Origin of the sequence: Salinispora vitiensis, from assembly GCF_000378825.1 — a bacterium.
In the GTDB taxonomy this organism is placed as follows: Bacteria; Actinomycetota; Actinomycetes; order Mycobacteriales; family Micromonosporaceae; genus Micromonospora; species Micromonospora vitiensis.
Window position 1 is genome coordinate 4,584,272 of the sequence record NZ_KB900388.1, and the last position, 24,435, is coordinate 4,608,706.

Annotated in this window: 24 protein-coding genes and 2 pseudogenes; 19 read left to right on the forward strand and 7 right to left on the reverse strand. The window is 71.2% G+C overall.

The features are described from left to right. Window positions 1-39 precede the first annotated feature (39 nt). Together SALPAC2_RS0121745 and SALPAC2_RS0121750 are read left to right on the forward strand one after the other, a co-directional pair. On the forward strand, window positions 40-648 hold the full coding sequence (locus SALPAC2_RS0121745) for a TetR/AcrR family transcriptional regulator (RefSeq protein WP_018218733.1): 609 nt from the start codon (window positions 40-42) through the stop codon (window positions 646-648). Window positions 649-702: 54 nt separating this feature from the next. Next, on the forward strand, window positions 703-1,170 hold the full coding sequence (locus tag SALPAC2_RS0121750; RefSeq protein WP_018218734.1) for a hypothetical protein: 468 nt from the start codon (window positions 703-705) through the stop codon (window positions 1,168-1,170). 4 nt (window positions 1,171-1,174) lie between these two features. Here SALPAC2_RS0121750 and SALPAC2_RS0121755 read toward each other — a convergent pair whose 3' ends face one another. Further along, a complete protein-coding gene (locus tag SALPAC2_RS0121755) occupies window positions 1,175-1,909 on the reverse strand; it encodes an RICIN domain-containing protein (protein WP_018218735.1) in 735 nt (244 codons plus the stop codon). Between the two features lie 58 nt (window positions 1,910-1,967). Continuing rightward, window positions 1,968-2,252: a DUF427 domain-containing protein gene (locus SALPAC2_RS0121760; RefSeq protein ID WP_018218736.1), complete on the reverse strand. Its 285-nt coding sequence runs from the start codon at window positions 2,250-2,252 to the stop codon at window positions 1,968-1,970. 102 nt (window positions 2,253-2,354) lie between these two features. Here SALPAC2_RS0121760 and SALPAC2_RS0121765 point away from each other — a divergent pair, with 102 nt between their 5' ends. The 7 genes and pseudogenes from SALPAC2_RS0121765 to SALPAC2_RS0121795 all read left to right on the forward strand — a co-directional run bounded on the left by SALPAC2_RS0121765 (window position 2,355) and on the right by SALPAC2_RS0121795 (window position 10,130). After that, a complete protein-coding gene (locus SALPAC2_RS0121765) occupies window positions 2,355-3,737 on the forward strand; it encodes an FAD-binding oxidoreductase (RefSeq protein ID WP_018218737.1) in 1,383 nt (460 codons plus the stop codon). Beyond that, a complete protein-coding gene (locus SALPAC2_RS0121770; RefSeq protein ID WP_018218738.1) occupies window positions 3,734-5,077 on the forward strand; it encodes an SAM-dependent methyltransferase in 1,344 nt (447 codons plus the stop codon). Before SALPAC2_RS0121765 ends, SALPAC2_RS0121770 begins: the two co-directional genes overlap by 4 nt. A gap of 132 nt (window positions 5,078-5,209) precedes the next feature. Further along, window positions 5,210-6,604: an MFS transporter gene (locus SALPAC2_RS0121775; RefSeq protein ID WP_018218739.1), complete on the forward strand. Its 1,395-nt coding sequence runs from the start codon at window positions 5,210-5,212 to the stop codon at window positions 6,602-6,604. Window positions 6,605-6,726: 122 nt separating this feature from the next. Beyond that, complete coding sequence (locus tag SALPAC2_RS0121780; RefSeq protein ID WP_018218740.1) at window positions 6,727-7,029, forward strand: putative quinol monooxygenase; 303 nt, start codon at window positions 6,727-6,729, stop codon at window positions 7,027-7,029. Window positions 7,030-7,172: 143 nt separating this feature from the next. After that, window positions 7,173-8,321: a hypothetical protein gene (locus SALPAC2_RS0121785; RefSeq protein ID WP_397540878.1), complete on the forward strand. Its 1,149-nt coding sequence runs from the start codon at window positions 7,173-7,175 to the stop codon at window positions 8,319-8,321. Window positions 8,322-8,401: 80 nt separating this feature from the next. Then, window positions 8,402-9,642: pseudogene (locus SALPAC2_RS25265) on the forward strand (hypothetical protein). Window positions 9,643-9,662: 20 nt separating this feature from the next. After that, window positions 9,663-10,130 carry a YunG family protein gene (locus tag SALPAC2_RS0121795; RefSeq protein ID WP_018218743.1) on the forward strand — a complete coding sequence of 156 codons (468 nt, stop codon included), beginning with the start codon at window positions 9,663-9,665 and terminating at the stop codon, window positions 10,128-10,130. Here SALPAC2_RS0121795 and SALPAC2_RS0121800 read toward each other — a convergent pair. After that, on the reverse strand, window positions 10,127-10,450 hold the full coding sequence (locus SALPAC2_RS0121800; RefSeq protein ID WP_018218744.1) for a GYD domain-containing protein: 324 nt from the start codon (window positions 10,448-10,450) through the stop codon (window positions 10,127-10,129). The genes SALPAC2_RS0121795 and SALPAC2_RS0121800 overlap by 4 nt on opposite strands. Before the next feature lie 180 nt (window positions 10,451-10,630). Next, on the reverse strand, window positions 10,631-11,224 hold the full coding sequence (locus tag SALPAC2_RS0121810) for a dihydrofolate reductase family protein (protein WP_018218745.1): 594 nt from the start codon (window positions 11,222-11,224) through the stop codon (window positions 10,631-10,633). A 318-nt stretch (window positions 11,225-11,542) separates the two neighbouring features. Between SALPAC2_RS0121810 and SALPAC2_RS0121815 the strand changes: the two genes are divergently transcribed. Continuing rightward, complete coding sequence (locus SALPAC2_RS0121815) at window positions 11,543-13,150, forward strand: DHA2 family efflux MFS transporter permease subunit (RefSeq protein ID WP_018218746.1); 1,608 nt, start codon at window positions 11,543-11,545, stop codon at window positions 13,148-13,150. A gap of 181 nt (window positions 13,151-13,331) precedes the next feature. Beyond that, window positions 13,332-13,991 (forward strand): DUF6642 family protein, encoded by a 660-nt coding sequence (locus SALPAC2_RS0121820; protein WP_018218747.1) that lies wholly within the window; start codon window positions 13,332-13,334, stop codon window positions 13,989-13,991. On the opposite strand, the gene SALPAC2_RS0121825 is transcribed toward SALPAC2_RS0121820, so the two are convergent. After that, the gene (locus SALPAC2_RS0121825; RefSeq protein ID WP_018218748.1) at window positions 13,985-14,629 is read right to left on the reverse strand and encodes an NAD(P)-dependent oxidoreductase; all 645 of its coding nucleotides are present in this window, start codon (window positions 14,627-14,629) and stop codon (window positions 13,985-13,987) included. The two genes, SALPAC2_RS0121820 and SALPAC2_RS0121825, sit on opposite strands and share 7 nt — an antisense overlap. Before the next feature lie 154 nt (window positions 14,630-14,783). On the opposite strand from SALPAC2_RS0121825, the gene SALPAC2_RS0121830 reads away from it, so the two are divergent. From SALPAC2_RS0121830 to SALPAC2_RS27620, 8 genes and pseudogenes are all read left to right on the forward strand, one after another. Next, a complete protein-coding gene (locus SALPAC2_RS0121830) occupies window positions 14,784-15,377 on the forward strand; it encodes a pentapeptide repeat-containing protein (protein WP_018218749.1) in 594 nt (197 codons plus the stop codon). Between the two features lie 200 nt (window positions 15,378-15,577). Continuing rightward, complete coding sequence (locus SALPAC2_RS0121835; protein ID WP_018218750.1) at window positions 15,578-16,009, forward strand: nitroreductase family deazaflavin-dependent oxidoreductase; 432 nt, start codon at window positions 15,578-15,580, stop codon at window positions 16,007-16,009. A 282-nt stretch (window positions 16,010-16,291) separates the two neighbouring features. Beyond that, a complete protein-coding gene (locus tag SALPAC2_RS0121840) occupies window positions 16,292-16,573 on the forward strand; it encodes an adhesin (RefSeq protein WP_018218751.1) in 282 nt (93 codons plus the stop codon). A 370-nt stretch (window positions 16,574-16,943) separates the two neighbouring features. Next, window positions 16,944-18,740 (forward strand): glycoside hydrolase family 15 protein, encoded by a 1,797-nt coding sequence (locus tag SALPAC2_RS0121845; RefSeq protein WP_018218752.1) that lies wholly within the window; start codon window positions 16,944-16,946, stop codon window positions 18,738-18,740. A gap of 187 nt (window positions 18,741-18,927) precedes the next feature. Further along, entirely contained in the window at window positions 18,928-20,037 is a 1,110-nt protein-coding gene (locus SALPAC2_RS0121850; RefSeq protein ID WP_018218753.1) for an FAD-dependent monooxygenase, read from the forward strand. 173 nt (window positions 20,038-20,210) lie between these two features. Then, window positions 20,211-21,965, forward strand: coding sequence for an aa3-type cytochrome oxidase subunit I (gene ctaD / locus SALPAC2_RS0121855; protein ID WP_018218754.1), 1,755 nt, complete (start codon window positions 20,211-20,213; stop codon window positions 21,963-21,965). Window positions 21,966-22,066: 101 nt separating this feature from the next. Then, window positions 22,067-22,204: pseudogene (locus SALPAC2_RS28095) on the forward strand (alpha/beta fold hydrolase); the annotation flags it as partial. Between the two features lies 1 nt (window position 22,205). After that, the gene (locus SALPAC2_RS27620; RefSeq protein WP_223874114.1) at window positions 22,206-22,538 is read left to right on the forward strand and encodes an alpha/beta fold hydrolase; all 333 of its coding nucleotides are present in this window, start codon (window positions 22,206-22,208) and stop codon (window positions 22,536-22,538) included. 21 nt (window positions 22,539-22,559) lie between these two features. Here the strand turns inward: SALPAC2_RS27620 and SALPAC2_RS0121865 are convergent, their stop codons facing one another. Together SALPAC2_RS0121865 and SALPAC2_RS0121870 are read right to left on the reverse strand one after the other, a co-directional pair. Beyond that, window positions 22,560-23,777, reverse strand: coding sequence for an MFS transporter (locus tag SALPAC2_RS0121865; RefSeq protein ID WP_018218756.1), 1,218 nt, complete (start codon window positions 23,775-23,777; stop codon window positions 22,560-22,562). 66 nt (window positions 23,778-23,843) lie between these two features. Beyond that, a complete protein-coding gene (locus SALPAC2_RS0121870; RefSeq protein ID WP_018218757.1) occupies window positions 23,844-24,425 on the reverse strand; it encodes an isochorismatase family protein in 582 nt (193 codons plus the stop codon). Between the last annotated feature and the right edge of the window lie 10 nt (window positions 24,426-24,435).

Sequence of the window (24,435 nt, forward strand, 5' to 3'; positions counted from 1 at the left end):
GGGCCTGCCGGAAGGAAGAGCCGGACCGCAGGAGGGTGGATGGCCAGCCGACGTGACCGGGTTGACCAGCGGCAACGCCTGTCGGCGGCCACCTGGTCAGTGCTCGCCGAACGTGGCCTGCCCGGTCTCACCCTGCGCGCCGTCGCGGAGCGGGCCGGCTGCACCACCGGGATGGTGCTGCACACCTTCGCCGACAAGCAGGCCCTGCTGGTGCACGCGCGTGAGCTGCTGCACCAGCGCACCGGGCAGCGGGCCGACGCCCTGCAGGCCGCCGCCGAAACACCCGGCACGGCGCTGCGCGCCGTGCTGTTCCAGGCCGCCGCCCCGACCACGGAGCGTCAGGAGGAGGCGCGGGTATGGGTGGGGTTCCTGGCCGCCTCGTTGGCCGACCCGGTCCTCGCCGAGCTACACCGGGGCTACAACCGCCGGTTTGTGGATCGGGTGCGGGGACTGGTCGCCGCGGTCCGGCCCGACTGGCCCGCGGCCGACTGCTCGTCCACCGCCACCGGGCTGGTGGCCCTGGTCGAAGGGCTGAACACGCTGACCGCCGTCGACCCGGCCACCTACTCCGGGGCGGCGCAGCGTGCCGCCCTCGACGCTGCGCTCGCCCGGCTTGGGCCGGCTGCCGCTGGGCACCCGTCCGGGTGAACACCGCACCGGAACGCGACGCGGACCGGCGCGTCGCGGGTTTGACTGGCAGGCGTGGACAGCGCAGGGCTGGGGCGGGCCTACGACGAGCTGCTCGCAGAGGTGGCCGCGGGCGGGTTCGGCCCGGCGCCGCCGGGGCGGCTCGGTGCCGAACAGATCGTGGCCCATCTCGTCGCGAACGACGAGCTGATGATCGAGGCGACCGAGGCGGTCCTCGCTGGCTCGCCGTACGCCTACTACGACCTGGAGACGATGCACCGGCCCCAGGTCGATGCCCTGGTCGCCGAGTTCGGGGACCTCGACGCGTTGGACGCCCGGCTGCGCACCACCAGTAGCCGGCTGGTGGCCCTGGTTGACCGGCTCGGACCGGCGGCCGGTACCGCGGTCGACACCCACCTGCGAGAGGGCTACGACCTCGTCGTGGACGGCCCACTGCCCTGGGGGCGGGTGCTGGACCTGCACGCCCGGGTCCACCTTCCCAAACACCGGGCCCAGCTCAGAATGCTTCGGGTGGCCGAGTAGCCGGTCAGCCGAACTGCCACTGCTGGTCGGGTACGTCAACGCAGGTGATCTGCCGGATCTCGGTGCCGGCGTCGAGCCGGCCGCCGTCCGGGTACGCGCACCGGCCGCTGTGTAGCGCCGCGATCAACACCTGCCCACCGGCGCCGGGTACGAGCTGCCACTGCTGGTTGGCCTCGCCGTGGCACGGATGCTGCTGCAGCCGCGCCCCGTCGGCGTCGTTGGCGCCCTCCACGTCGAGGCACATGTTCGAGGCCTGGTTGACCAGGCTCACCAGCCCCGAACCGGTGGCGTTGGGCAGCCATCGCTGCCGCGGGTCGTCGCCGCGGCAGTCGAGGAGCCTCGCGGGCGCCCGTGCGCCGTCTCCGTCGACGCCCAGACACCGGCCCGACGCCACCTGGCGAAACGCTGTCGGGCCGGTGGGGATGGCCGGCGGGGAGCTGGCCGCCTCGGTGGACGGAGTGGACGTCGGGGAGCTGACTGTCACGGTGGGCGGGGCGGGCGGCTCCTGCCCCGCCGGTGTCGCTGCACCGGTGGACGGAGTCGCGGCCACCGCCGGGACGGCTGGCGTGCCGTCAGCCCCCGGGCCGCCGAGGACGAAGAAGCCCCCGATTAGGAGGCCGGCCGCGCCGACGAACACCGCCACCCACGTCAGCGGATCGCGGGGCAGCCGAGGGCCGGTGGCGCCGGTTCGGCGGTAGACGGTGCCGGCCGGGTCGGGGCGTTGGGTGGAGGCGGACATGCCGGCATCCTGACCCACCACCGGGGGGCGCGGCTAGCCGCCCCGGCCGCGTCGCCGTTCAGTCGACGACTTGGACGTCATCCGAGAAGGCGATCCGGTGGCGGACCATCCCCGCCTCCGGCCCCGGATTCGGGTAGTACCAGACCGCGTCCGGGCTGATCCTGCCGTCGTGTTCTAACGCGTAGTAGGACGCGGTTCCCTTCCACGGGCAGACCGACTGCGTGTCGGACTCCCGGATCAGGTCGTCGCGCAGCGTCGAGCGCGGGAAGTAGTGGTTTCCCTCGACCAGCACGGTGTCGTTGCTCTCCGCGACCACGAGGTCGTTCCAAACGGCCTTCGGCATGACCCTACGCTAGGCCGCCGCCGGCTGGTCAGGTTGACATTTCCACCATCGACCACCATGAACGTACAGCGTTGCGACCCCGGTTGGGCTTAAAGTGATCTGATGAATGCCGTGCGTGATCATGATCAGGCGGTGGTCCAGCTCCGGCGCTCGTATGCGGCCGTGCGGCCGGGACAGCCGGTTCGGCTCGCCAAGCGCACATCCAACCTGTTCCGCCCGCGCGCGGCACCGCGCGCGCCCGGCCTTGATGTCAGTGGCCTCGGCGGTGTCCTCCACGTTGACCCGGCGGCCCGCACCGCCGACGTGCAGGGCATGTGCACGTACGAGGACCTGGTTGCCGCGACCCTGCCGCACGGCCTGATGCCGCTGGTGGTGCCGCAGCTGCGCACCATCACGCTCGGCGGGGCGGTGACCGGCCTGGGGATCGAGTCCACGTCGTTCCGCAACGGGCTGCCGCACGAGTCGGTGACCGAGTTGGACGTGCTCACCGGGGCCGGGGAGGTCATCACCGCCCGGCCGGAGGGAGAGCACGCCGACCTGTTCGCCGCCTTCCCCAACTCGTTGGGCAGCCTCGGCTACGCGACCCGACTGCGGATCGAGCTGCAACCGATCGGCCGGCGGGTCGCGCTGCACAATGTGCGGTTCAACCGGCTGGAGGAGCTCGCCGAGGCCATCGGCGAGGTCATCGTCACCCGGTCGTGGGCCGGTGCGGCGGTGGACGCGATGGACGGGGTGATGTTCAGCCCGGACGAGGCGTACCTGTTGCTCGCCACCTTCACCGACGACGCCGGGCCGGTCAGCGACTACACCGGTCAGGAGATCTACTACCGGTCGCTGCAGCAACGTACCCAGGATGCGCTGACCGGGCACGACTACCTGTGGCGCTGGGACACCGACTGGTTCTGGTGCTCCGCGGCGTTCGGGGCGCAGCACCCGGTGCTGCGCCGGGTCTGGCCGGCGCGCTGGCGGCGCAGCGATTTCTACCACCGGCTGGTCCGGTTGGAGCACCGGCATCAGGTGGCCGCGCGGATCGACCGGTGGCGCGGCCAGCCGGCGCGGGAACGGGTGGTGCAGGACGTGGAGATCCCGCTGGGGCGTACCGCCGAGTTCCTGCGCTGGTTCGCCGACGCCGTGCGAATGACCCCGGTCTGGCTCTGCCCGTTGCGGCTGCGGGAACCGACCGGGCCGGGATCGGCCCGGTCCTGGCCGCTGTATCCGCTGCGGCCCGGGCAGGACTACGTGAACATTGGGTTCTGGGGAAGCGTGCCGATCGCCGGGGGCGCCGCCGACGGCGACATGAACCGGGCGATCGAACGCAGGGTGTCGGAGCTAGGCGGGCACAAGTCGCTCTACTCCGACGCGTACTACGACCGGGAGGTGTTTGACCGGCTCTACGGCGGCGACACCTGGCGGGCGGTCAAGGACCGCTACGACCCGGCCCACCGGCTAACCGGACTGTACGAGAAGGCGGTAGCACGAGCATGAGTCTGATTGATCGACAGCAGGAGTCGGCGGGCGTCTCCGCGGCCACGCCGAAGGCGGCCGGCAATCGGGGCCGCACCATGGCCGACGTCATTCGAGCCCTGACCACCGAGCCCCTGCCAGTGCGGATCACCGGGTACGACGGTAGTTCCGTCGGCCCGGCCGACGCCGGCATCACCCTCACCATCCGCTCCCCGCGCGGCCTGTCGTACCTGTTGACCGCCCCGGGCGACCTGGGGATGGCCCGGGCGTATGTCAGCGGCGACCTGGGCCTGTCCGGGGTGCATCCGGGTGACCCGTACGAGGCGCTGCGGGTCCTCAAGGACGAGGTGCGGTTGCGGATCCCGCCGGTGCCCGAGGCCTTGGCCCTGGTCCGGGGCCTGGGCTGGGAGCGGCTGCTGCCGCCGCCACCGCCGCCCCAGGAGGCGGTGCCCCGGTGGAAGCGGGTGTTGAGCGGGTTGCGCCACTCCCGGATCCGGGACAGCAGCGCCATCTCGCACCACTACGACGTGTCGAACGCCTTCTACGAGAAGGTGCTCGGGGAGTCGATGACGTACACCTGCGCGCTGTTCCGCTCGCCGCAGGACTCGTTGGAGACGGCGCAGGCGGCCAAGTACGACCTGGTGGCGCAGAAGCTGGCGGTCAAGTCCGGGATGCGGCTGCTGGATGTGGGCTGCGGGTGGGGCGGCATGGTCCGGCACGTGGCCCGCGAGTACGGCGTCCAGGCGCTCGGGGTGACCCTCTCCCGATCGCAGGCCGAGTGGGCGCAGGCCGCGATCGAGCGGGAGGGGCTGACCGGGCTGGCCGAGGTGCGGTACCTCGACTACCGGGACACGCCGCCGGAGCAGTTCGACGTGGTCTCCTCGATCGGATTGACCGAGCACATCGGGGTACGCAACTATCCGGAGTACTTCGGCTCGCTCCGGGACCGGCTGCGGCCCGACGGTCGGCTGCTCAACCACTGCATCACCCGCGCCGACAACCGCGCGCCGCACCGCTCCGGCGCTTTCATCGACCGGTACGTCTTTCCGGACGGCGAGTTGGCCGGGCCGGGCCGGGTGCTCTCCGAGATCCACGATGTGGGCTTGGAGGTGCAGCACGAGGAGAACCTGCGCCGCCACTACGCGCTGACGCTCGCGGCCTGGTGCCGAAACCTCGTGGCGAACTGGGACTTCTGCGTCGGCGAGGTGGGCACGGGAACTGCTCGGGTGTGGGGTCTTTACATGGCCGGTTCCCGGATGTCGTTCGAGCGCAACGCCATCCAACTCCACCAGGTGCTGGCGACGCGGACCAGCGCCGCGGGGGTGACGAGCTACCCGCTGCGGCCGGACTGGCTGCCCTGACCCGGTGCTGCCGGCGGTCGCCGAAGGGCGACCGCCGGCAGCCTCCCGTACCCGCCCGGCGCTCCACCGGGCCTGATGGCTGCCCGGACCGCGGCCACTAGCCTGGAGCGGCTCGAACGGAACGGGGGAGTTGTGCAGAACCGACGCGTCCTGGTGCTGGTCGCCGTCCTGGTTTCCACCTTCGCGCTGCCGCTCTCGCTGACCGGGGCCTCGGTGGCGTTGCCGGAGATCGGGCGGGATCTCGGCGCCGACCTGGCTGGGGTGCAGTGGGTGGTCAACGGCTACAACGCCACCTTCGCGAGTTTCATGCTCGCCACGGGCGCCCTGGCCGACCTGTTCGGTCGGCGGCGGGTCTTCACCATCGGGCTTGTGATCTTCGCTGGGGCGGGGCTGCTGGCGAGCGCCGTCGGCGAAGTTCTCCTGCTGAATGGGCTGCGCGCGCTCGCCGGTGTCGGTGCGGCTGCCGCCGCGACCAGCGCGGGGGCGTTGTTGGCCAACACCTTTCAGGGGTCGGCCCGGACGCGCGCGTTCAGCGTTTTCGGGATGGCCATCGGCGCTGGCCTCGCTTTCGGCCCGACGATCGCGGGGCTCCTGATCGACTCTCTGGGGTGGCGGGCGGTGTTCGCCGTGCCCGCGTTGGTGGCGGTGGCGGTGCTGCTGCTGGTTCCGTGGCTGCCGGAGTCGCGTCAACCGCACGCGGGCCGGCTCGACTGGGGCGGGACCGTCTCCTTCACCGCCGCGCTGCTGTTGTTGATCTTTGGTTTCGTGCAAGGGCCGGCGTACGGCTGGGGAGACCCGAGGATCGTGGCCGCCTTCGCGGCGACGGTGGCGCTGCTCGTGGTCTTCGTCCGGGTGGAGCGGTCCCACCCCGAGCCGATGTTCGACCTGGCCCTCTTGGCCAGTCCGCGCTTCGTCGGCATCTGCCTGGCGGCGGCCACCGTCGTCGCGGTCCTGGTGCCGCTGCTGGTGTATCTGCCGTCGTACCTCACCACGGTGGTCGGCCTGACGCCCAGTTCCGCCGGCCTGACCCTGGTGCTGCTCACCGCGCCGACGGTGGTGTTGCCGCTGCTCGCCGGAGCGCTGACCCGGTGGGTGTCGGCGTCGGCGGTGATCGTCGCCGCCGTCCTGACGGTCGCGTCGGGGGCGGCGTGGGCGACGGTGATCACCCCGACCAGCGGCCCGGCTGATCTGGCCGGCCCGTTGCTCGTCATCGGTACCGGCATCGGGTTGTCCATCGGGCTGCTCGACGCGCTCGCCATCGGTAGTGTCCCGCCACACCGGGCCGGCACCGGCGCCGGCATGATCAATACTGCTCGGCTGGCGAGCGAGACCGTGGCCATCGCGGTCGTCGGGGCGGTGCTGGCGACCACCACTGCGGGCCAACTCGCTGATCCCGGCTTCACCAGCGGGCTGCGGACCGTGCTCTGGGCGATGGCCGGGGTGGCGGCGGTTGCCGCGCTGACCGTCGCGGTGCTGGTCCGCCGTGACCGGCAGCGTCCCCGGGGCAAAGCGCTCACGCCAACGTGATCAGCCGGGCTTGGGCGAGGAGACCGGGAGCGGGCTCCGCCGGTCGTAGGCTGGGCTGGTGGGGTTCGCGCCGGCCCAGGCCGTCGAGGACCGGCGGGTGGGATCTCACCAGTGGATCACGAGTGCGGGAGGTCCGGCAGGTGCTCATCGTCGCCGGAAGCATGTACGTCGACCCGGAGGATCGAGAAACCTACCTCGCCGGGTGTCTTGAGGTTGTGACGGCCGCCCGTGGCGCGTCCGGCTGTCTCGACTTCACGATCAGCGGGGACCTGGTCGAGCCCGGCCGGATCAATGTCTACGAGCGTTGGGAGACCGAGGAGCAGCTGCTGACCTTTCGTGGTGCCGGCCCGACCGAGGAGCAGCAGGTGGCGATTCGGGACGCGAAAATCTTCCGGTACGAGATCTCTGCCGTCGAGACGCCCTGACGCGGCCGCTCCGCCTATCGTCTGAATCACTCCGTCGATCGGACACATTGCTCGCCGTAAGCCGTCCCCCGCGGGGTTTCCCAGAGTTGTTCCTGGTGACACCCCCGAATGGTGGCCTACGCGGCGGAGGGGTCGGCGTGGCGATGACTGGTTCGACGTGGCGGTACCGGTGGGCGTACCGGCAGAACGAACGGCGACAGCGGGTGTTTCGTGCGGCCGACGAGGCGTGGCGGTGGCGGGACGAGGAGCTGCGGCGCCTGCGGACCCTCGCCGAGGACTTCGGTGGCTCGGCTGACGCGGGTGCCGGTCTCCCGATCGAACTCGACCCGGGAGAGACGGTCTGTTGGGTGTTGCCCGCCGCCCAGCTGGTCGAGGTCCGGCGGGCGACGGTGCTCCCCGCACCCGAGCTCACGGTTGCCCTGCGACCCGGGCCGCTCCGCAACCGGCGCCCCGACGGCATCCGGATCGCCGACACCGGCATCGCCGTGATCACCAACCGTCGACTGGTGCTGCTCGGTGGACGCGGCCGACGCGACTGGGCCTACGGCAAGATGACGGGTCTGGCACACGACTCCCGCGCGCCGGTGACGTTGATCCAGGTGTTGGACCGGCGGCGCGCCTCCGGCCTGCTGCTGCCGGCGGAGGCGGCCGCCGACTTCCGGTTCAAGCTGAGCGTGGCCTTCGCGGACGCGATCGAGCAGCGGGAGGCGGTGCTCGCCCAACTCGACGAGGCCCTCGCCGAGCACGCCCAGCGCAAGCCGCTTCGCCCCGCCGTCCTCACGCCCGCGCAGGCGCGGCTCACCGGGTTCGTCCGCGGTGGTGCCCGGGCGGTGGCGGTCGCCGCCGGGATCGCCCTGCTGGTCCCGACGGCGTTGATCCTCGCTGCCCCGTCGGCCCCGTCCGATTCGATTCGGACGGAGGTGGCGGCGGCCACCGCAGCCACCTCTGCTATCTCTGCGACCTCTGCCGCGGCCACCAGGGCGGCTGCCGCCATGGCGGGGTCGCCAGCACCGACGCCGATCGGGGCACCCCACCTGTGCGGCGCCCCGACCAACCCGCTGGGGTACGGCTTCTGCGCCGGTGACCCGGTCCGCAAGCCCGCCGCCGAGGTGTGTGACTGGTTCGACTGTGTGCCCGGATTCTGGGCCGGCCGCGGGTATCTGGTGCAGTGTGGGAACAGCTCGGTCAGTCTCGCTGGCGGCAGCCCGCGCGCCTGTGGCCAGCACGGCGGAGTGCAGCGCGCCTTCCGTGCACCGGGCCCCACAGCCGGGGTGAGCCCGCCAGGGACCTGATTCGGTTACCTACTGCGGCGTTGCTTACCGTCGAGTAGGCAAGGCCGTATCCCATCAGGATGTGAAACGTTGTTCTGTATGTGATGGCGACCTCACCCCGCTGCGTGCCCCGACCGTCCTGGCGTTCCCGCTGGGCCGACCAGGAGAACGACCGGCGACAGCGCCTTCACGTGGCCGAGGCTGATGCCTGGCGCCGCCGTGCCGAAGAGCTGACCCGGCTGCGGGTCGAGGTCGGCCTGCGTGGCTCGGGCCCGCCGAGGGACGCACCGGTGCGACTGCTTCCCGGTGAGGTGGTCCACCGTGTGTTCCCGGTCGTGGAGCTGGTCGAGGCGGTTACCGGGAACGTCGGCCGACTACCCGTGCCCGGGCTGGCGATGGAGCTGGCCGGCACCGACGAGCCGCCACGTCCGCTGCCACCGGGGATCCGGGCGGTGGAGGTTGGCAGTGGCGTGGTGACCAACCGGCGGGTGGTCTTCCTCGGCCGGTACCGACAGCGGGACTGGTGGTTTGCGGAGCTGGTCGCGCCGGCCCACCATCGCCGGTCGCCGCTGACCCTGCTGCCCCTCGTCCACGGGTCCCCGATGGCCGGACTGCTGGTGTCGCGTCCGGTGACCCTGAGCTTCCGGTTTCACCTCACCCTCGCCTTCGCCGACGGCCTCGGCAATCGGGATGCGGTCGCCGCCTGCCTGGATGAGCTGGTCGCCCGGCACCAGCGGGCCCGGCCGACGGTGCCCCCGATCGCCCGGCCGGAGCAGGCCCCGGTGCGGGCCCGGCTGAGTAGTGGCCAGTACGTCAGCGCGGTTGGGGCGGTCGCCGCCTCGGTGGCGGCCGCTTTCGTCGTCAGCGCCGGGGTGACGCTGCCGCCGGCACCGATGGCGGGGCTCGACCGGTCCCACCCCAGCGACGCGTCCGGCCCAACCAGCACCGGACCGCGCAGCCGCCCGGTGCCCCCCGCGTCGCCGCAGCCCGATCCACCCACCGTGGTGCCGCCGCTCGCTGGGGCGGTGCCGACCGCCGTCGCGGCGTTGCCCGCGCCGAACTCCGTTGATCCACCGGCACCGCAGCGCGCCGAGCCGCCGCAGCGCGCCGAGCCGCCGCAGCGCGCCGAGCCGCCGCAGCGCGCCGAGCGGCCGCAGCGCGCCGGGGACGGGCGGGACGCCAGCTGGGGGCACTGTGGCCCGAAACGCTCGCACGGCCGGTCTTCGTCGGCCGGTCCGGACGGTCGTTCCAGCCGGTGGGAGCCAGGTCGCGACCGCACCGGTGGGACGCGGCGGTAGACCGGGGCGACGGTCGCCCGGAGCGGGCGAGAAATCTGTCGTAGGCCGCTGGCAGGGTCCGAGCATGCTGTTGACTTCGCTGGCCGAAATTGATCAAGCCTCCCTGGCCGAAGCCGACCGCGTCGCACTGGCCGAGTTCGACCCGGCGCTGCTGACCGACATCGACCGCGCGTTCCGGGCTTCCTGGTCGGCCGAGACCTGCGATCCGGTTGATCTGCCCTGGGCGGCGACGAACCCGTCCCGTGGGCACTGCGGCGTGACGGCGCTCGTGCTGCGTGAGCTGATCGGTGGCGAGCTGCTGTGCGCAGTGGTGCTGCGGCGGGATGGGTCCCGGCAGGGCATGCACCTTTGGAATCACCTCCCCGGCGGGGTGGAGGTCGACCTGACCCGGGAGCAGTTCACGGTGGACGAGATCGTGCAGGAGCCGGCCGTGCTGCCGCTGGGGCCGCTACGCCGCTGCGTCCAGCAGGCCGCGCTACTCCGTCATCGGGTGCGCGGCATGCTCGGCCTACCGACGGACGAGGTGGCTTAAGCCTGACCCGGTGCCTGGTAGGTGACCGGCGTCTGCGCTGCTTCGTCGATCTCCTCTGGCGTCAGCAGCGGGATGACCTCGGCCCGTGCTCCCCCCGTCGCCTGGGCGGCGATGCCGAGCGCGGCGGTGGTCATGTTGTCCGGCACCTCGCAGGAGACGAAGAGGTCGTGCTTGCCGACCGCGAAGTACAACGACTCCACCCGTCCGCCGGCGTTCTCGATCAGCGCCCGGACCACCTCTGCCCGTTCCGTTCCACCCTGCTCACTCAGCCCCGCCATTCCCTGGGCGGTATAGGTCGCCTGGAAGAGATATTTCGCCACGCCCGCACCACCTTCCCGGGCTCCCGCGGCCCGGGAAGGTGGTACCCGCTCGCCACCCGGTTACGCCTCGGCCACCTGGCCGTTCGCGGACCGGGTGGCGGCGGAGGGCACCAACTCACGGTTGGGCCTTCGGTCCCGGACAACCATGGGTGCGGGCCGCCCTGTCGTACGCCGGGTGGGTCACCGCGGTGCGGCTGGCCGTTGTACGCCGTACCGGACCAGGACGGTGTCGAAGTTGTCGAAGGTGCGTACGCCCAGGCGGCGGAGCGAGACCGGGTGTTCGAACAGCGGGGTGCCGCCGGCGAGGGCGGCTGGGCCGAGGAGTACGTGGATTTCGTCGATCAGGCCGTGCTGGAGGAGCCCGTTCCAGGTGGTCCGGCTGGCCCAGGTGACGATCTCCCTGCCGTCCTGCTCCTTGAGCTTGGCGATCTCGGCGGGGGCGTCGGCGCGGCTGATGATGCGGGTGTTGTCGGCCCAGGGGTGGTCGGCCGGCGGCGGGGAGGCGTGGTCGGAGACGACCACCTTGTCGATCACGTTGTAGATTTTTGAGAATTCGCGGTCGGCCTCGAAGGCGGAGCTGTCGCCGGCGACGCCGGGCCAGTAGCTGGAGAACATCGCGTAGGAGTTCGCGCCGAGCAGTACGGTGTCGGCTGCCTGGATCCGTTCGAGGTTGTACGTGCCGAAACAGTTCTCCATCGGCACTGTCACGCCGTTTCCGGGGCCGTCGTAGAAGCCGTCCATCGACACGGCACTGACCACGCTGAGTGTTCGCATTCCGTTCCCTTTCGGTGCTTGTGCTGCGACGGCCGGGAGGGGGCGCCGCTGGGCCCTCGCCCTCCGCGCGGTCGTCGGGGTCTCATGGGTGGGACGGAGCGGGGGCGGGGGTTTCGACATCGCTGTCCGGGGCGGCCCTGCCGTGACGAGGAACACCTGTTGACGGGCTCCGGCAAGCGGCAAATTCGACGGCGGACTGTCGGTGGAGAGGGCTAGTCTTCCTGCGGTTCCGCAACTTCCTGGCCACCCGCTGCCGATGGCGGGTGCCGTGGCGTGCCTGCACCGCCTCCCTCGGTCGATCCGACATCAGGAGAATCCGTGACACAACAATCGGTCGCGTCCCCCCAGCCGGGCGCGACATCGGACAAGCTTGACGCCGCGGTGTTCAAGGTGGCCGGTGTGGTCGTGCTTGGCGCGATCATGTCGATCCTCGACGTGACGGTGGTCAGCGTCGCGCTACCGACCTTCCAGAGCGAGTTCGACGCGTCCTACGCCCGGGTCGCGTGGACGATGACCGGCTACACCCTCGCCCTGGCCACGGTGATCCCGCTGAGTGGGTGGGCGGCCAACCGGTTCGGCACCAAACGCCTCTACATGATCGCCCTGGCCCTGTTCACCATCGGGTCTGGTCTCTGCGCCACCGCCGACACGATCGGCGAGTTGATCGCGTACCGGGTACTGCAGGGTCTCGGCGGCGGCATGTTGATGCCGATCGGCATGACGATCATGACCCGGGCGGCCGGTCCGCACCGGATCGGCCGGCTGATGGCGGTCCTGGGCATCCCGATGCTGCTCGGACCGATCGGTGGTCCAATCCTCGGTGGCTGGCTGATCGACGTGGCGAGCTGGCACTGGATCTTCCTGATCAACCTGCCGATCGGGCTGCTCGCCCTGGCCTACGCGCAGCTGGCGCTGCCGAAGGACGCCCCGGAGCCGTCCGAGTCGTTCGACTTCCTCGGCATGCTGATGCTCTCCCCGGGGCTGGCGCTCTTCCTCTACGGCGTCTCCACGCTGCCCGAGGCGGGCACTTTCACCGACTCCGAGGTGTGGGTGCCGATGCTGCTCGGCGCCGCGCTGGTGGTCTCCTTCGTCTGCTACTCGTTCAAGCCCCGGCACCCGCTCCTGGACCTGCGGCTGTTCCGGAACCGCAGGCTGGCCATCGCGTCGGTGACCATGTTCGTGTTCATTGTCGCGTTCATGGGCGCCGGTCTGCTCTTCCCGAGCTACTTCCTGCAGGTACGCGGGGAGTCGACCCTGCACGCCGGCCTCCTCATCGCGCCGCAGGGCATCGGTGCGATGGTGACGATGCCGATCGCCGGGATGCTCGCCGACCGGATGCCGGTGGGACGAACGGTGCCGTTCGCGTTGGTGCTGATCGCCGCCGGGTTCTTCACCTTCACGCAGGTCGGCCCGGAGACCTCGTACCTGTTGATCTGTGGCTCGTTGTTCGTCATGGGCCTGGGCATGGGCGGCACGATGATGCCGATCATGACCTCCGCGCTGCAGACGCTGGCCGGGCCGGAGGTTGCCCGCGGCTCCACCCTGTTGAACATCATCCAGCAGATCGGTGGTTCGGTCGGCGCGGCGGTGATGTCGGTGATCCTCACCAACGAGCTGAACGGATCCCGGCCGATCCCCGGCCTGACCGCTCCGAACGGTGAGCCGGTCACCGAGGCGGGCCTGGCGATCGCCGCCCAGCGGCAGCCGGAACTGGCCCAGCAGGTCCCCGACCCGACGCTCATCGAGCGGGGCCTCGCCTTCGCCGCCGACTCCTTCGCCACCACGTACTGGGTGGCCTTCGCGCTGGTGCTGCTCACCTTCGTCCCGGCCGCGTTCCTGCCTCGGCGGCGGGAACGGTCGCGGTCCCGCGACGACCAGCCGGGTAGCCAGCCGGGCGAGCCGAGCACGCCGGTGGTTGTCCACTGAACCTCCGGTGTCGGGGTCGCCGCGGCGACCCCGACACCAGGGCATCGCCGGGTTCACGGGTTTGATCATCACATCCGCCCCGCGTGGGCCACGGCTCGTGCGCGCCACACCAGGTGGTGCTAACCGGGCCCACCCCCGGCCAGCCGGTAACGTCGGCGCCGCCGACGAGGGGAGGTGCCAGGTGGCGCGCGGTGGCGTCTTCTGTGTCGAGGGCCAGTGGCACCGTGACCTCAACGAGCGCGGTTCCGTCCTACCCACCCTGGAACTGCTGGAGCGACTGAGCCGGATTCGGTTCATCCACAAGGACGCGGCGACCCGGGATGAACTGTTCTACTTCGTTGACCGGTGGCTGCTCAAGCAGTACGCCGACTACCGGGTCGGCTTCTTCGCCACCCATGGGGAGCCCAGCCGGCTGCGCCTGACCGACTGGGAGTCGGTCCCCCTCGCCGACGTGGCCGAGCTGATGGCCGGCCGCTGCGAGGGGCGGCGTCTCTACTTCGGCAGCTGCTCGGTGCTGCGCGCCAACGACGCCGTGCTGCGAGCCTTCCTGGAGTCCACCGGCGCGGCCCTGATCTGCGGCTTCACCCGAGAGGTCGACTGGGTGGAGTCCGCCGCCTTCGAGACCGTTCTGCTCGACGTGCTCGCCAACGGGCAGCGGCACAACGCGGCCGAGTTGCGAATGGGCTCGGCGCACTGGGCGCCGCTCGCCTCGTACCTCGGCTTCCGGGTGATCTACGCAAACGGCCGTGCCTGGCGCCCGTCGGTCCGCCCCCGGGTGCCGGTTCAGCCCGCCCGGCCGCCGCGCCCGCCGAACGCCAGGCCGGCGGTACCGGGTCAGTAGGCGGCGGTGAAGCGGGTGTTTTCGTGTCGTGGGTTCTCGATCTCGTCAACGATCGCGACGGCCATGTCCTGGTAGCTGAGGACCGACCGGCCCTCGTGATCGGTTACCGGATGGTCCCCGCCGGTACGGTAGTGCCCGGTCCGGGCACCGGGGTGGAACTCCAGCGGCGGAGGTGACACATATGTCCAGCGCACCCCGTCGGCTTCGGAGCGGTAGTACGCCAGGGCGTCGGCCTGGCCCAGCGCCGCGTCCCGGTACTCCTGGGGAAAGTCGGGCTCGTCCAGGAACCGGTCGCCCTGCGGGGTGCAGAGCGTGGCCCCGCCACCCAGGTGGATGATCCGCGGCGGGTTCGGTGTCTCGCGCAGGGCACTGACCAGGGTCCGCGCCGCGTCGAGCCAGAGGCCGCGTTCCCCGCCACCGATCGCCACCACCAGCGCGTCCGCCTCCGGGGCCAACTCTCGTACGCTCCGTTCGCTGGTCGCGTCCCCGGTCACCACCTGCACCCCTGCCGGTAGGTAGGAGGTGGTGGCCTCCGGCCGACGTACCGCAGCGGTGACCCGGTGCCCGCGCTGGAACGCCTCCTGGGCGATCTGGGAGCCGGCGGTTCCGCCCGCCCCGAAGACGACGATGTTGCCCACGAATTCAGGCTAGGGATGCCGAGCGGCCCGCCGCCGGGGAATGCCCATCCCGGCCCCGCCGCCGCGCCAAGCGCCAAGCGCCGTCGCCCTTCTCGTCGCCGTCGTCGCCTTCGCCGCTTCGGTTGTTGTCGGTGCCGGTCAGTAGCCTGGCGCGATGCCGGATCAGCACGATGGGTTAACCCTCCGCGACGAGGACTGGTATGGCGAGGAGATCGCCGACCGGCACTACATCGGCTGCCATTTCGAGCGGGTCGACCTCACTGAGGCGAACACCCGCGGAACGCTCTTCACCGGGTGCACGTTCGGCAACGTCAGCTTCAACGGTTCCCGACACGTGGACACAGCCTTCACGCGCTGCGTCTTCCGCCGCTGCAACTTCTTCGCCGCCGAGTTCACCGGCTGCAAGCTGGTCGGCAGCACCTTCGACCAGTGTGACCTGCGGCCGTTGACGATCGTCGGCGGCGACTGGTCGTTCGTCGCGCTTCCGGGCGCGGACCTGCGTGGTGCGCGCATCGTTGACGTCCGGATGCGCGAGGCCGACCTGATCCGGGCGGATCTGCGCGGTGCGACCGTCACCGGAGTCGACCTGTCCGGGGCGCAGCTGCGGCAGGCGAAACTGTCCCGCGCCGACCTGCGCGGCAGTGACCTCACCGACCTTGATCCGGTCGAGGTCGAGCGGACCGGGGCGATCGTCAGCACTGAGCAGGCGGTGGTGCTTGCCCAGGCGCTCGGTTTTCAGATCGGCTGACCCGGGACTCCCGGCAGCCGCACCGCGTCGCCCTCGAGCAGCCGCACCGCGTCGCCCTCGAGCGGAGCCGCCCGGTGGCCGTGCCGGCGCTGACGGAAGCGTGCCGGCTACCGCTGCGTGGACCGGCCGAACCGGTCGGGTGGCCGCGGGGCGAGATAGCGTGAGAGCGATAGATCGATCACAGAGGATGGGAGTTGCGGATGGCCGAGCAGGTGCAGGACAGCCCCACGGACTGGGTGGCCGACCACATCGCCCGGTACGAACGAACCGACGGCGCGGACGGGCACGAATGGCGGCCCGGCGTGTTCACACTGCTGCTGACCACCCGGGGGCGACGGAGCGGTTCACAGCGGCGTACCGCGCTCATCTACGGCCGCGACGGCGACGCGTACCTGCTGGTCGCCTCTCAGGGGGGCGCGCCGAAGCATCCTTCCTGGTACCTCAACCTGCGCGACAATCCGCAGGTCGAGGTGCAGGTCGGTGCGGAGCGATTCACCGCCCGGGCGCGGGTTGCGAGCCCGGCGGAGAAGCCGCGAATGTGGGCCACGATGGCGGCGATCTGGCCGGATTACGACGACTACCAGGCCCGGACCGACCGGGAGATCCCGGTGGTGGTCCTCGAGCGGAGCTGACCGTCAGCTTGCCGCCTATCACGGAGAGCGGGGGCGTCGTCGGGCCCGGGCAGCCCGGCGTCCGCTCCCCGCGATAGCACGGTGGCCAGGATCAGTGGGACGGAGCACTGGTTTTCACCCGATCAGGTACGAAGCTGGCGGCCCGGGAGGACGCAGGCCTTGTCAGGGGGCACCGTTGGCGTGCGGGACCATCGCGGTCCCGAGCCACGGCGGCGATCGCCGCCGGTTCCCCGGCCCCATCTGCGGCCGGTGGCGTATCCCAGGACCACGAGGAGCTCCGCCATGCTGACCATGACCGACAACGCCGTGTTGGTGATCCGAGACCTCGCCAATCAGCAGGACGTCGCGAATGACGGCGGGGTCCGGATCGCCGCCGATCCGGAGGAGGGCTCGCTCACGGTGCAGCTGGTCGAGGGCCCCGCCGCCGGTGACCAGGTGGTGGACAACCAGGGCGCCCGGATCTTCCTCGACTCGGACGCGGCCGAGTTGCTCGGGGACGCCGCCGTGGACGTGACCGTTGACGAGGAGGGCATTGTGCAGTTCGGCTTTACCGAGCAGCCGTGACCCGAGCGCCCCACCGCTGCGCAGGCGGCGGTGGGGCAACGAGCGCACGGCGCCAGTCCAGTCGGTACGTTGCCGCGCCCTGGCCGTCTCCCACCAGCGCAGCCGTACGGCGGTACACCAGCGGGGACTTGGCGAGACCGGATCGATGCGGCCGGATTGGAAGGCCGAAGGGCCGGTCAACAGACTCTTCCCGCCCAGCCTGGGCGCAAACGGCGGGACAGCGGCGAATTGCGGGACAGCCGCGAATCGCGGGGCAGCATCGAGCCGGCTGACCGTTCGGGGCGCGGGCAGTGCCGGCGTGGCCTGACCGTTCGGGGCGCGGGCAGCGTCGAGCCGGCCTGACCGGGCGGGTTCGGGGTATCCGCGGTGGGTGGATCAGCCGTCGATCTCCGACTATGGGTTCCTGTCCGACTGCCGCTCCGGCGCGCTGGTCGGCCGGAACGGCTCCATCGACTGGTGGTGCCCGGACCGGTTCGACTCGCCCGCGGTCTTCGGGCGGCTCCTCGATCCCGCGGCGGGTCACTGGCAGCTGGCTCCGGTCGGGGCGGACCGTCCGGGGTGCCGCGTGGAACGCGCGTACCGGCCGGAGACCCTGGTGCTGCGTACCGTCCACCACACGCCGCAGGGGAGCGTCGCGGTCACCGACGCGCTCGCCGCCGAACGTGGGGCGCGGGGGCACCAGCTTGGCCTGAACTCGCCCGCGGTGTTGCTGCGGTGCGTCGAAGGGCTCTCCGGGCGGGTACGGCTGGCGTCGGACTTCGCGCCCCGTCCGGACCACGGACTGCTCACCCCGTACCTGCATGACCAACCAGGCGGGACGGTGCGGGCCGTGGCCGGAGCGACGGTGGTGGAGCTCTGCTCGGATTCGCTGACGCTGTGCGCCGGGACGGACCGGGTGCACACCGAGTTCGAGGTCGCCGCCGGGGAGACGGTCAGCTTCGCGGCTGGCTACCGGGCGGCGTACGGTGCGCCGTCGGTGCGGCTGGACCCGTCGGCCATGCTGGCCGAGACGGTGCAGGCGTGGGAGGCCTTCCGGGAGACCCACCAGTACCAGGGGTGTTACCCGGAGCTGGTCCGGCACAGCGCGGTCGTACTCACGGGGCTCACCTATGCCCGCAGTGGGGCGGTGGCCGCGGCGCTCACCACCTCCCTGCCGGAGCAGCTCGGCGGAGACCGCAACTACGACTACCGGTACGCCTGGCTGCGTGACTTCTCGATGACGCTGCGTGCCCTCTGGGTGGCGGCCTGCCCGGCGGAGGCGTCCCGGCTGTTCACCTGGGCGGCGCATTCGATCGGCCAAGTCGGTGCCGATCCGGTGCCGGTGCTGTTTGGGCTGGCGGGGGAGCGGGACGTCTCCGAGCGGGTCGCGGAGCACCTGCGCGGGTACGCGGACAGCCGCCCGGTGCGGTTCGGCAACGACGCTTGGCGGCAGCGGCAGCTCGACGTACCCGGTGAGGTGGTGGCGGCGGTGTGGCGCCTGCACCACCTACTCGGCGACCCGCTCGACCATGAGGTGCGCGAGATGGTGTGCGGGCTGACCGAGCAGGTCGCCGAGACCTGGCGGTTGCCGGACCGGGGCATGTGGGAGAGCCGGGACGTCGACCGGCACCACCTGTCGTCGAAGGTGCTCTGCTGGGTGGCGTTGGACCGGGCGGTGGCGTTGGCGCCCCGGCTCGGTGAGCGCGCCGACCCCCGTCGTTGGGCGACGATCCGGGACGAGGTCCGGGATACCGTGCTGCGGTCGGGGTGGAGTGCGCGGGCCGGCGCGTACACCGGGGCGTTCGGCTCCGACGAGCTGGACGCCTCTGTGTTGTTCCTGCCGGTGGTGGGGTTCCTTCCGGCCACCGACCCGCGGATGCGGGCCACGATCGACGCGGTGGAGCGGGTCCTGGGTGCCGGGGGTGGGCTGATCCGGCGGTGGGAGACCGACCCGGCCGGTTTTCTGCTCTGCAGCTTCCTCCTGGTCGAGTGTCTGGTGCTGGCCGGGGAGCGGGAGCGGGCTGCGGCGCTGTTCGAGCGGGTGGCCGGGTACGCCAACGATGTCGGGCTGCTCAGTGAGCAGATCGACCCGGATACCGGCGCGCAGCTCGGCAACACCCCGCAGGCCCTGTCCCACATCGGTTTGATCAATGCTGCCTGGCGGCTGACCGACCCGACCACCGACTAGGGCGGTCCGGGCGAGTTGCCGGCCACCCGCTGAGTTGCCGGCCACCCGCCGAGTTGCCGGGCTTCCGACGAGTTGCCGGGCTTCTGCCGAGGGTGATGACGGCCGAACCCTGGTGCGGGTCGATCGCTCCAAGTAATGTCTTGCCTCCAACGCGTGCCCCCGACCCCTCCCGGAGGCGTACACCACCATGGGTGGCTTCCCCCTGCGCATTCTCGTCGTCGGTGCGGGTCTCGCCGGTCTTGCGGTGGCCAGGGCGCTACGGATGGCGGGTTTTCGACCGGATCTGATCGACAAGTTCAGCCCCGATTACCTGGTGGACAGCGGCCTGTACCTGCCGGGCAACGCGGACCGGGCGCTGCGCCAGCTCGACCTGGACGGCCCGGTCCGCCCGCTTGGTCAGGTGATCCATCGGCAGTATTTCCGCGACGCCACCAGCGCGCCGCTCTGCGAGGTTGACCTCGACGCGCTCTGGGCCGGCGTCGGCCAGTGCCGGGCGTTGCTCCGCAGCGAACTGCATCGCGTCCTGCTCAGCGCCGCCGGCGGAGCCGTGCGGTACGGAGTCGGGCTCGACGCCGTTGACCTCTTCCCGACGACTGTCGGCATCACCTTCGCCGACGGTGTCACCGCCGAGTACGACCTGGTGATCGGTGCCGACGGTCCGCGGTCCGAGGTCCGCGCTCTCGCCGCGCTGGGCGGCCCGCCCCGCCCCACCGGCCAGGTGGTCTACCGGGCCGTGGTGCGCGACGGACCACCGGTGGCGGAGTGGACCGCGTTGCTCGGCCATCGGGCCGGCTTCCTGATCGTTCCGGTCGGCCCCGGTCGGCTGTACTGCTACGCCGACGAGACCGGCGCCGTCGCGCCGGCTGACCCGCTGACCCGGCTCGATGAGTTGTTCGGCGACTACGGTGGACCGGTCCCCGAGGTGCTGGACTGTCTGGACCAGGTGCATGCCACCGTGGCGGAGGAGGTCGAGCTGGGCCGTTGGCACCGGGGTCGGGTGCTGCTGGTCGGGGACGCCGCGCACGCCACCGCGCCGACCCTGTCGCAGGGGGCCGCGATGGCGCTCGAGGACGCCGTCGTGTTCGCCGAGTCGCTGCGGAAGTCGACCGGTGACGTCGACGCGGCCCTGACGGCGTACGAGAGCCGCCGCCGTCCGCGGACCCGCTGGGTGCGGGACCGGACCCGGGACCGCAACCGGACCCGGGACGTCGCACCGGCGTTGCGGGACCCGTTGTTGCGTGGGCGGGGTGGCCGTATTTTCGGCGAGCACTACCGACTGCTCCTGGGACCACTGTGAGTCCATTCGGGTGCCCTCCCCGGGGCGGATAGCGGACATGCGGCCCGGGTCCGGGCAGAGTACCCGGCCACCCCACGCGGCCGGGCGACCTGTCGGGGACTATCCTCCTTGCGGATGACGGCCGCTTACCGCACAGCGCGCCGAGCGGGACAACCGAGAACCGGAGGCCACTCGTGACCACCGTCGCACCCAAACCGGTCGAGACCCGGCCCTGGCCGGTCCGAGAGCCGGTTCAGGGCTCGGCCCTCGCGCGGCTGCTGCGCACCACGGACGCGAAGCAGATCGGGATCATGTATATGGTCACCGCGTTCGCGTTCTTCATGATCGGCGGGCTGATGGCCCTGATCATGCGGGCGGAGCTGGCGCGGCCCGGGCTGCAGTTCCTGTCGCCCGAGCAGTTCAACCAGCTGTTCACGATGCATGGCACGATCATGCTGTTGTTCTTCGCGACGCCGATCGTCTTCGCCTTCGGCAACTACCTGGTGCCGATCCAGATCGGCGCCCCGGATGTCTCCTTCCCGCGGCTGAACAGCTTCGCCTACTGGCTCTTCCTCTTCGGCGGCACCCTGACCACCGCCGGCTTCATCACCCCGGGTGGCGCTGCTGACTTCGGCTGGTTCGCCTACACCCCGCTGAGTAGCGTGGAGCACTCGCCGGGCGTGGGCGCCAACATGTGGGTCGTCGGTCTGGCGATCTCCGGTCTGGGCACGATCCTCGGCTCGGTCAACATGATCACCACGATCCTGACCCTCCGCGCGCCCGGCATGACCATGTTCCGGATGCCGATCTTCACCTGGAACATGCTGGTCACCAGCCTGCTGGCGCTGCTGATCTTCCCGCTGCTGGCCGCCGCGCTCTTCGCGCTCGCCGCCGACCGCATCCTCGGTGCCCACGTGTACGACCCGGCGACCGGCGGGCCGCTGCTCTGGCAGCACCTCTTCTGGTTCTTCGGGCACCCCGAGGTGTACATCATCGCGTTGCCGTTCTTCGGCATCATCTCCGAGATCATTCCGGTCTTTTCCCGCAAGCCGATCTTCGGCTACAAGGGTCTGGTCGCCGCGACCGTCGCCATCGCCGCCCTGTCGATGAGCGTCTGGGCGCACCACATGTTCGCCACCGGTCAGGTGCTGCTGCCCTTCTTCAGCTTCCTGAGCTTCCTCATCGCCGTCCCCACCGGCATGAAGTTCTTCAACTGGATCGGCACCATGTGGCGGGGGCAGATCAGCTTCGAGTCACCGATGCTCTTCGCGGTCGGCTTCCTGGTCACCTTCCTCTTCGGTGGCCTCACCGGGGTGCTGCTGGCCAGCCCGCCGCTGGACTTCCACGTCTCCGACTCGTACTTCGTGGTGGCCCACTTCCACTACGTGCTCTTCGGCACGATCGTCTTCGCCGTCTTCGCCGGCATCTACTTCTGGTTCCCGAAGATGTTCGGCCGGATGCTCGACGAGCGGCTGGCCCGGGTGCACTTCTGGCTGACCATGGTCGGCTTCCACACCACCTTCCTGGTGCAGCACTGGCTCGGTAACGAGGGCTTCCCCCGGCGGTACGCCGACTACCAGGCCATCGACGGCTTCACGACGCTGAATATGATCTCCACGGTGGGTGCGTTCATCACCGGCATCTCGACCTTGCCGTTCCTCTACAACTGCTGGAAGTCGTACAAGTCGGGTCCGGTGGTTGAGGTCGAGGACCCGTGGGGGCACGGCAACTCGTTGGAGTGGGCGACCAGCTCGCCGCCGCCGTTGCGCAACTTCGACCGGATGCCACGGATCCGCTCCGAGCGGCCCGCGTTCGACCACAAGTTCCCCGAGTTGGCCACCGGGCAGACCCTGCCGGCCGGCCCGGCCGAGGGTGGGGTCAAGCCCCTGACCAGGGAAGCCGACGGTGGCGCCAGCCAGGACGTGGCGGGCGACCAGGACCGCAACTGACGCTTCGCCGTACGCACCGACGACGGGCGCCGCTCCGGGGAACACCCGGGCCGGCGCCCGTCGTCGCAGAGCGACTCGCACAAGTCGCCATACTGTCGCCCATGAGCCTGGACGTGCGCAGCGACGACAACTGCCACCTGTGGGCCGAACAGTCCGGTGCCGGGCCGCCGTTGGTGTTCTGTCACGGCGGTCCGGGCCTGTGGGACTACCTCGACCCGCTCGCCCGGCTGCTCGAAGAGCATGCCCGCACCATCCGATGGGACCAGCGCGGCTGTGGACGCTCCCAGCGGCGCGGACCATACGAACGCCGAGGTCAAGCACGAGCTCAGCGACTCCGAAATAGCTGTGCAGTGCCGAGCGCTCGACCTGCCCGTGCTGATCATCGACGGCATTGAGGACATCCGCCCCCGCTGGGCCGTCGACTCGCTGCACCAAGCGCTGACCAACAGCCAACGCATGAAACTCGCCCGCTCCGGTCACTTGCCGTGGGTCGAGAACCCCGACGACTTCCGTGCAGCGGTGACCACCTTCCTGACCAAACACAGCCGGGATGCCCCGCGGGGACGCCCCTAGCCCCACCGGTGCGGCAACGGCTCACGCAGCGTGGGTCAGCTCGGGCGTGGGAACGGGGGCCGGTGCCTCGGTGTCCCGGCGGCGGCGCAGCCGCACCGGGAGCACCGCCAGGGCGACCAGGGCGCCGACCGCGCCGGTCACGGCGAAGCCCCAGGCCGGCGCGGACGCGTCGATGACGGCTCCGGCCAGCGGGGCGCCGACCGCGACACCGACGGTGATGGCGGAGCCGTGTAGCCCCATCGCCTCACCGCGGGCGTCCGCGGGGGCCAGTCGACTGGCCGCGTCCGAGGTGGCGGCGATGGTGGGGGCGCAGAGCAGGCCGGCGGGGATCAGCACCAGGCTGAGTAGCCACCAGTTCGCTCCGGCCAGCCCGACCGGGATCGTGGCGATGCCCAGCGCCGCCAGCAGCACCAGCGGAGACGGGGACCGGGTGATCGCCCCGTAGGCGAAGCCGCCGATCAGCGAGGCGAGCGCCCAGACGCCCAGCACGACGCCGGTGAAGCCCACGTCGCCGTTGTCGCGCAGGGCCGCGATCACGGCCACGTCGGTGCCGCCCAGCACCACGGTGGCGGCGGCGCTGACTGCCAGCACGGCGACCATTCGGGCGGTGAGCCACTCCCGCCGCGGCACCTTTCGTCGCGGGCCGGCCGCTTCGCTGGCGCCCCGGACCGGCGGGTTGAGCAGGAACAGCCCGATGCCGGCGGCGACGATGGTGGCGCCCACCAGGTACAGCGTGGTCCGGGCGGAGATGGTGGTGACCGCGAGGGTGGCCAGGACCGGCCCGATCATGAAGGCCATCTCCACCGACACCGAGTCCAGCGCGTACGCGGGCCGGCGCTCCTCGGCCGGCACGATGGCCGCGATGGACTGGCGGACCACCGCGAAGATCGGCAGCGCCAGCGAGCCGGCGAGGAAGGCGGCGGGCAGCAGCAGCGCGTACGGCAGCAGCGGCGCGGTGGACCAGAACACCGCCTCGGCGACGGCGGTCAACACCAGCACCGGCCGCAGGCCCCGCCGGTCGATCAGGCGACCCAGCAGTGGGCCGCCGAGAGCCGCGCCGACGGTGATCGCGGCACCGACCAGCCCGGCGGCGGCGTACCCCCGGTCGAGGTCCTGGACGACGTAGAACGTCAGGGTCAGACCGATCGTGGTGAGCGGGATCCGGGCGAGCACCGCCACGATCAGTAGGGCCCGGAGACCGGGCAGGGCGAGCGCCGCCCGGTAAGGCTTCAAGTTCACGTCGGTCCGTACCTCCGGGGGACATCCTGGCCCGTGGGTCCGGCGTTCACCAACGTGTTGTTGGGCTCATGCGGCCCTGATCACAGGCGTTCCCTCGGTGTTGATCCCGGCGTCGGTGAAAGCCCGTAGTGCCGCGTCGGCCGTATCGGGGCCGATGGCGGCGGTCAGGTCCAGTCGGACGGTGGTCCGGAACCCCTCCGCGGCCGCGTCCAGGGCGGTGGCCCGGACGCAGAAGTCGGTGGCGAGCCCGACGATCTCCACCTGGTCGACCCCGTGCCGCCGGAGCCAGTCGGCCAGGCACTCGCCCTGGTCGGTGTGCCCTTCGAAACCGGAGTACGCGGCGGCGTGCTCGCCCTTGTGGAAGATCACCTCGATGCGGTCGGTGACCAGGTCGGGGTGGAATTCCGAGCCGGGCGTGCCCACCACGCAGTGCGGGGGCCACGAGTCGACGAAGTCCGGCGGATCGCCGAAGTGCGCCCCGGGATCGATGTGGTAGTCCTTCGTCGCCACCACGTGGTCCCAACGGTCCGGCGCGGCGGCGAGGAGCTGGCTGACCCCGGCCGCGACGCTGCCGCCGCCGCCGACGGCGAGCGAGCCGCCCTCGCAGAAGTCGTTCTGCACATCCACGATGATTAGCGCGTTGCCCATGTGCTGCTCC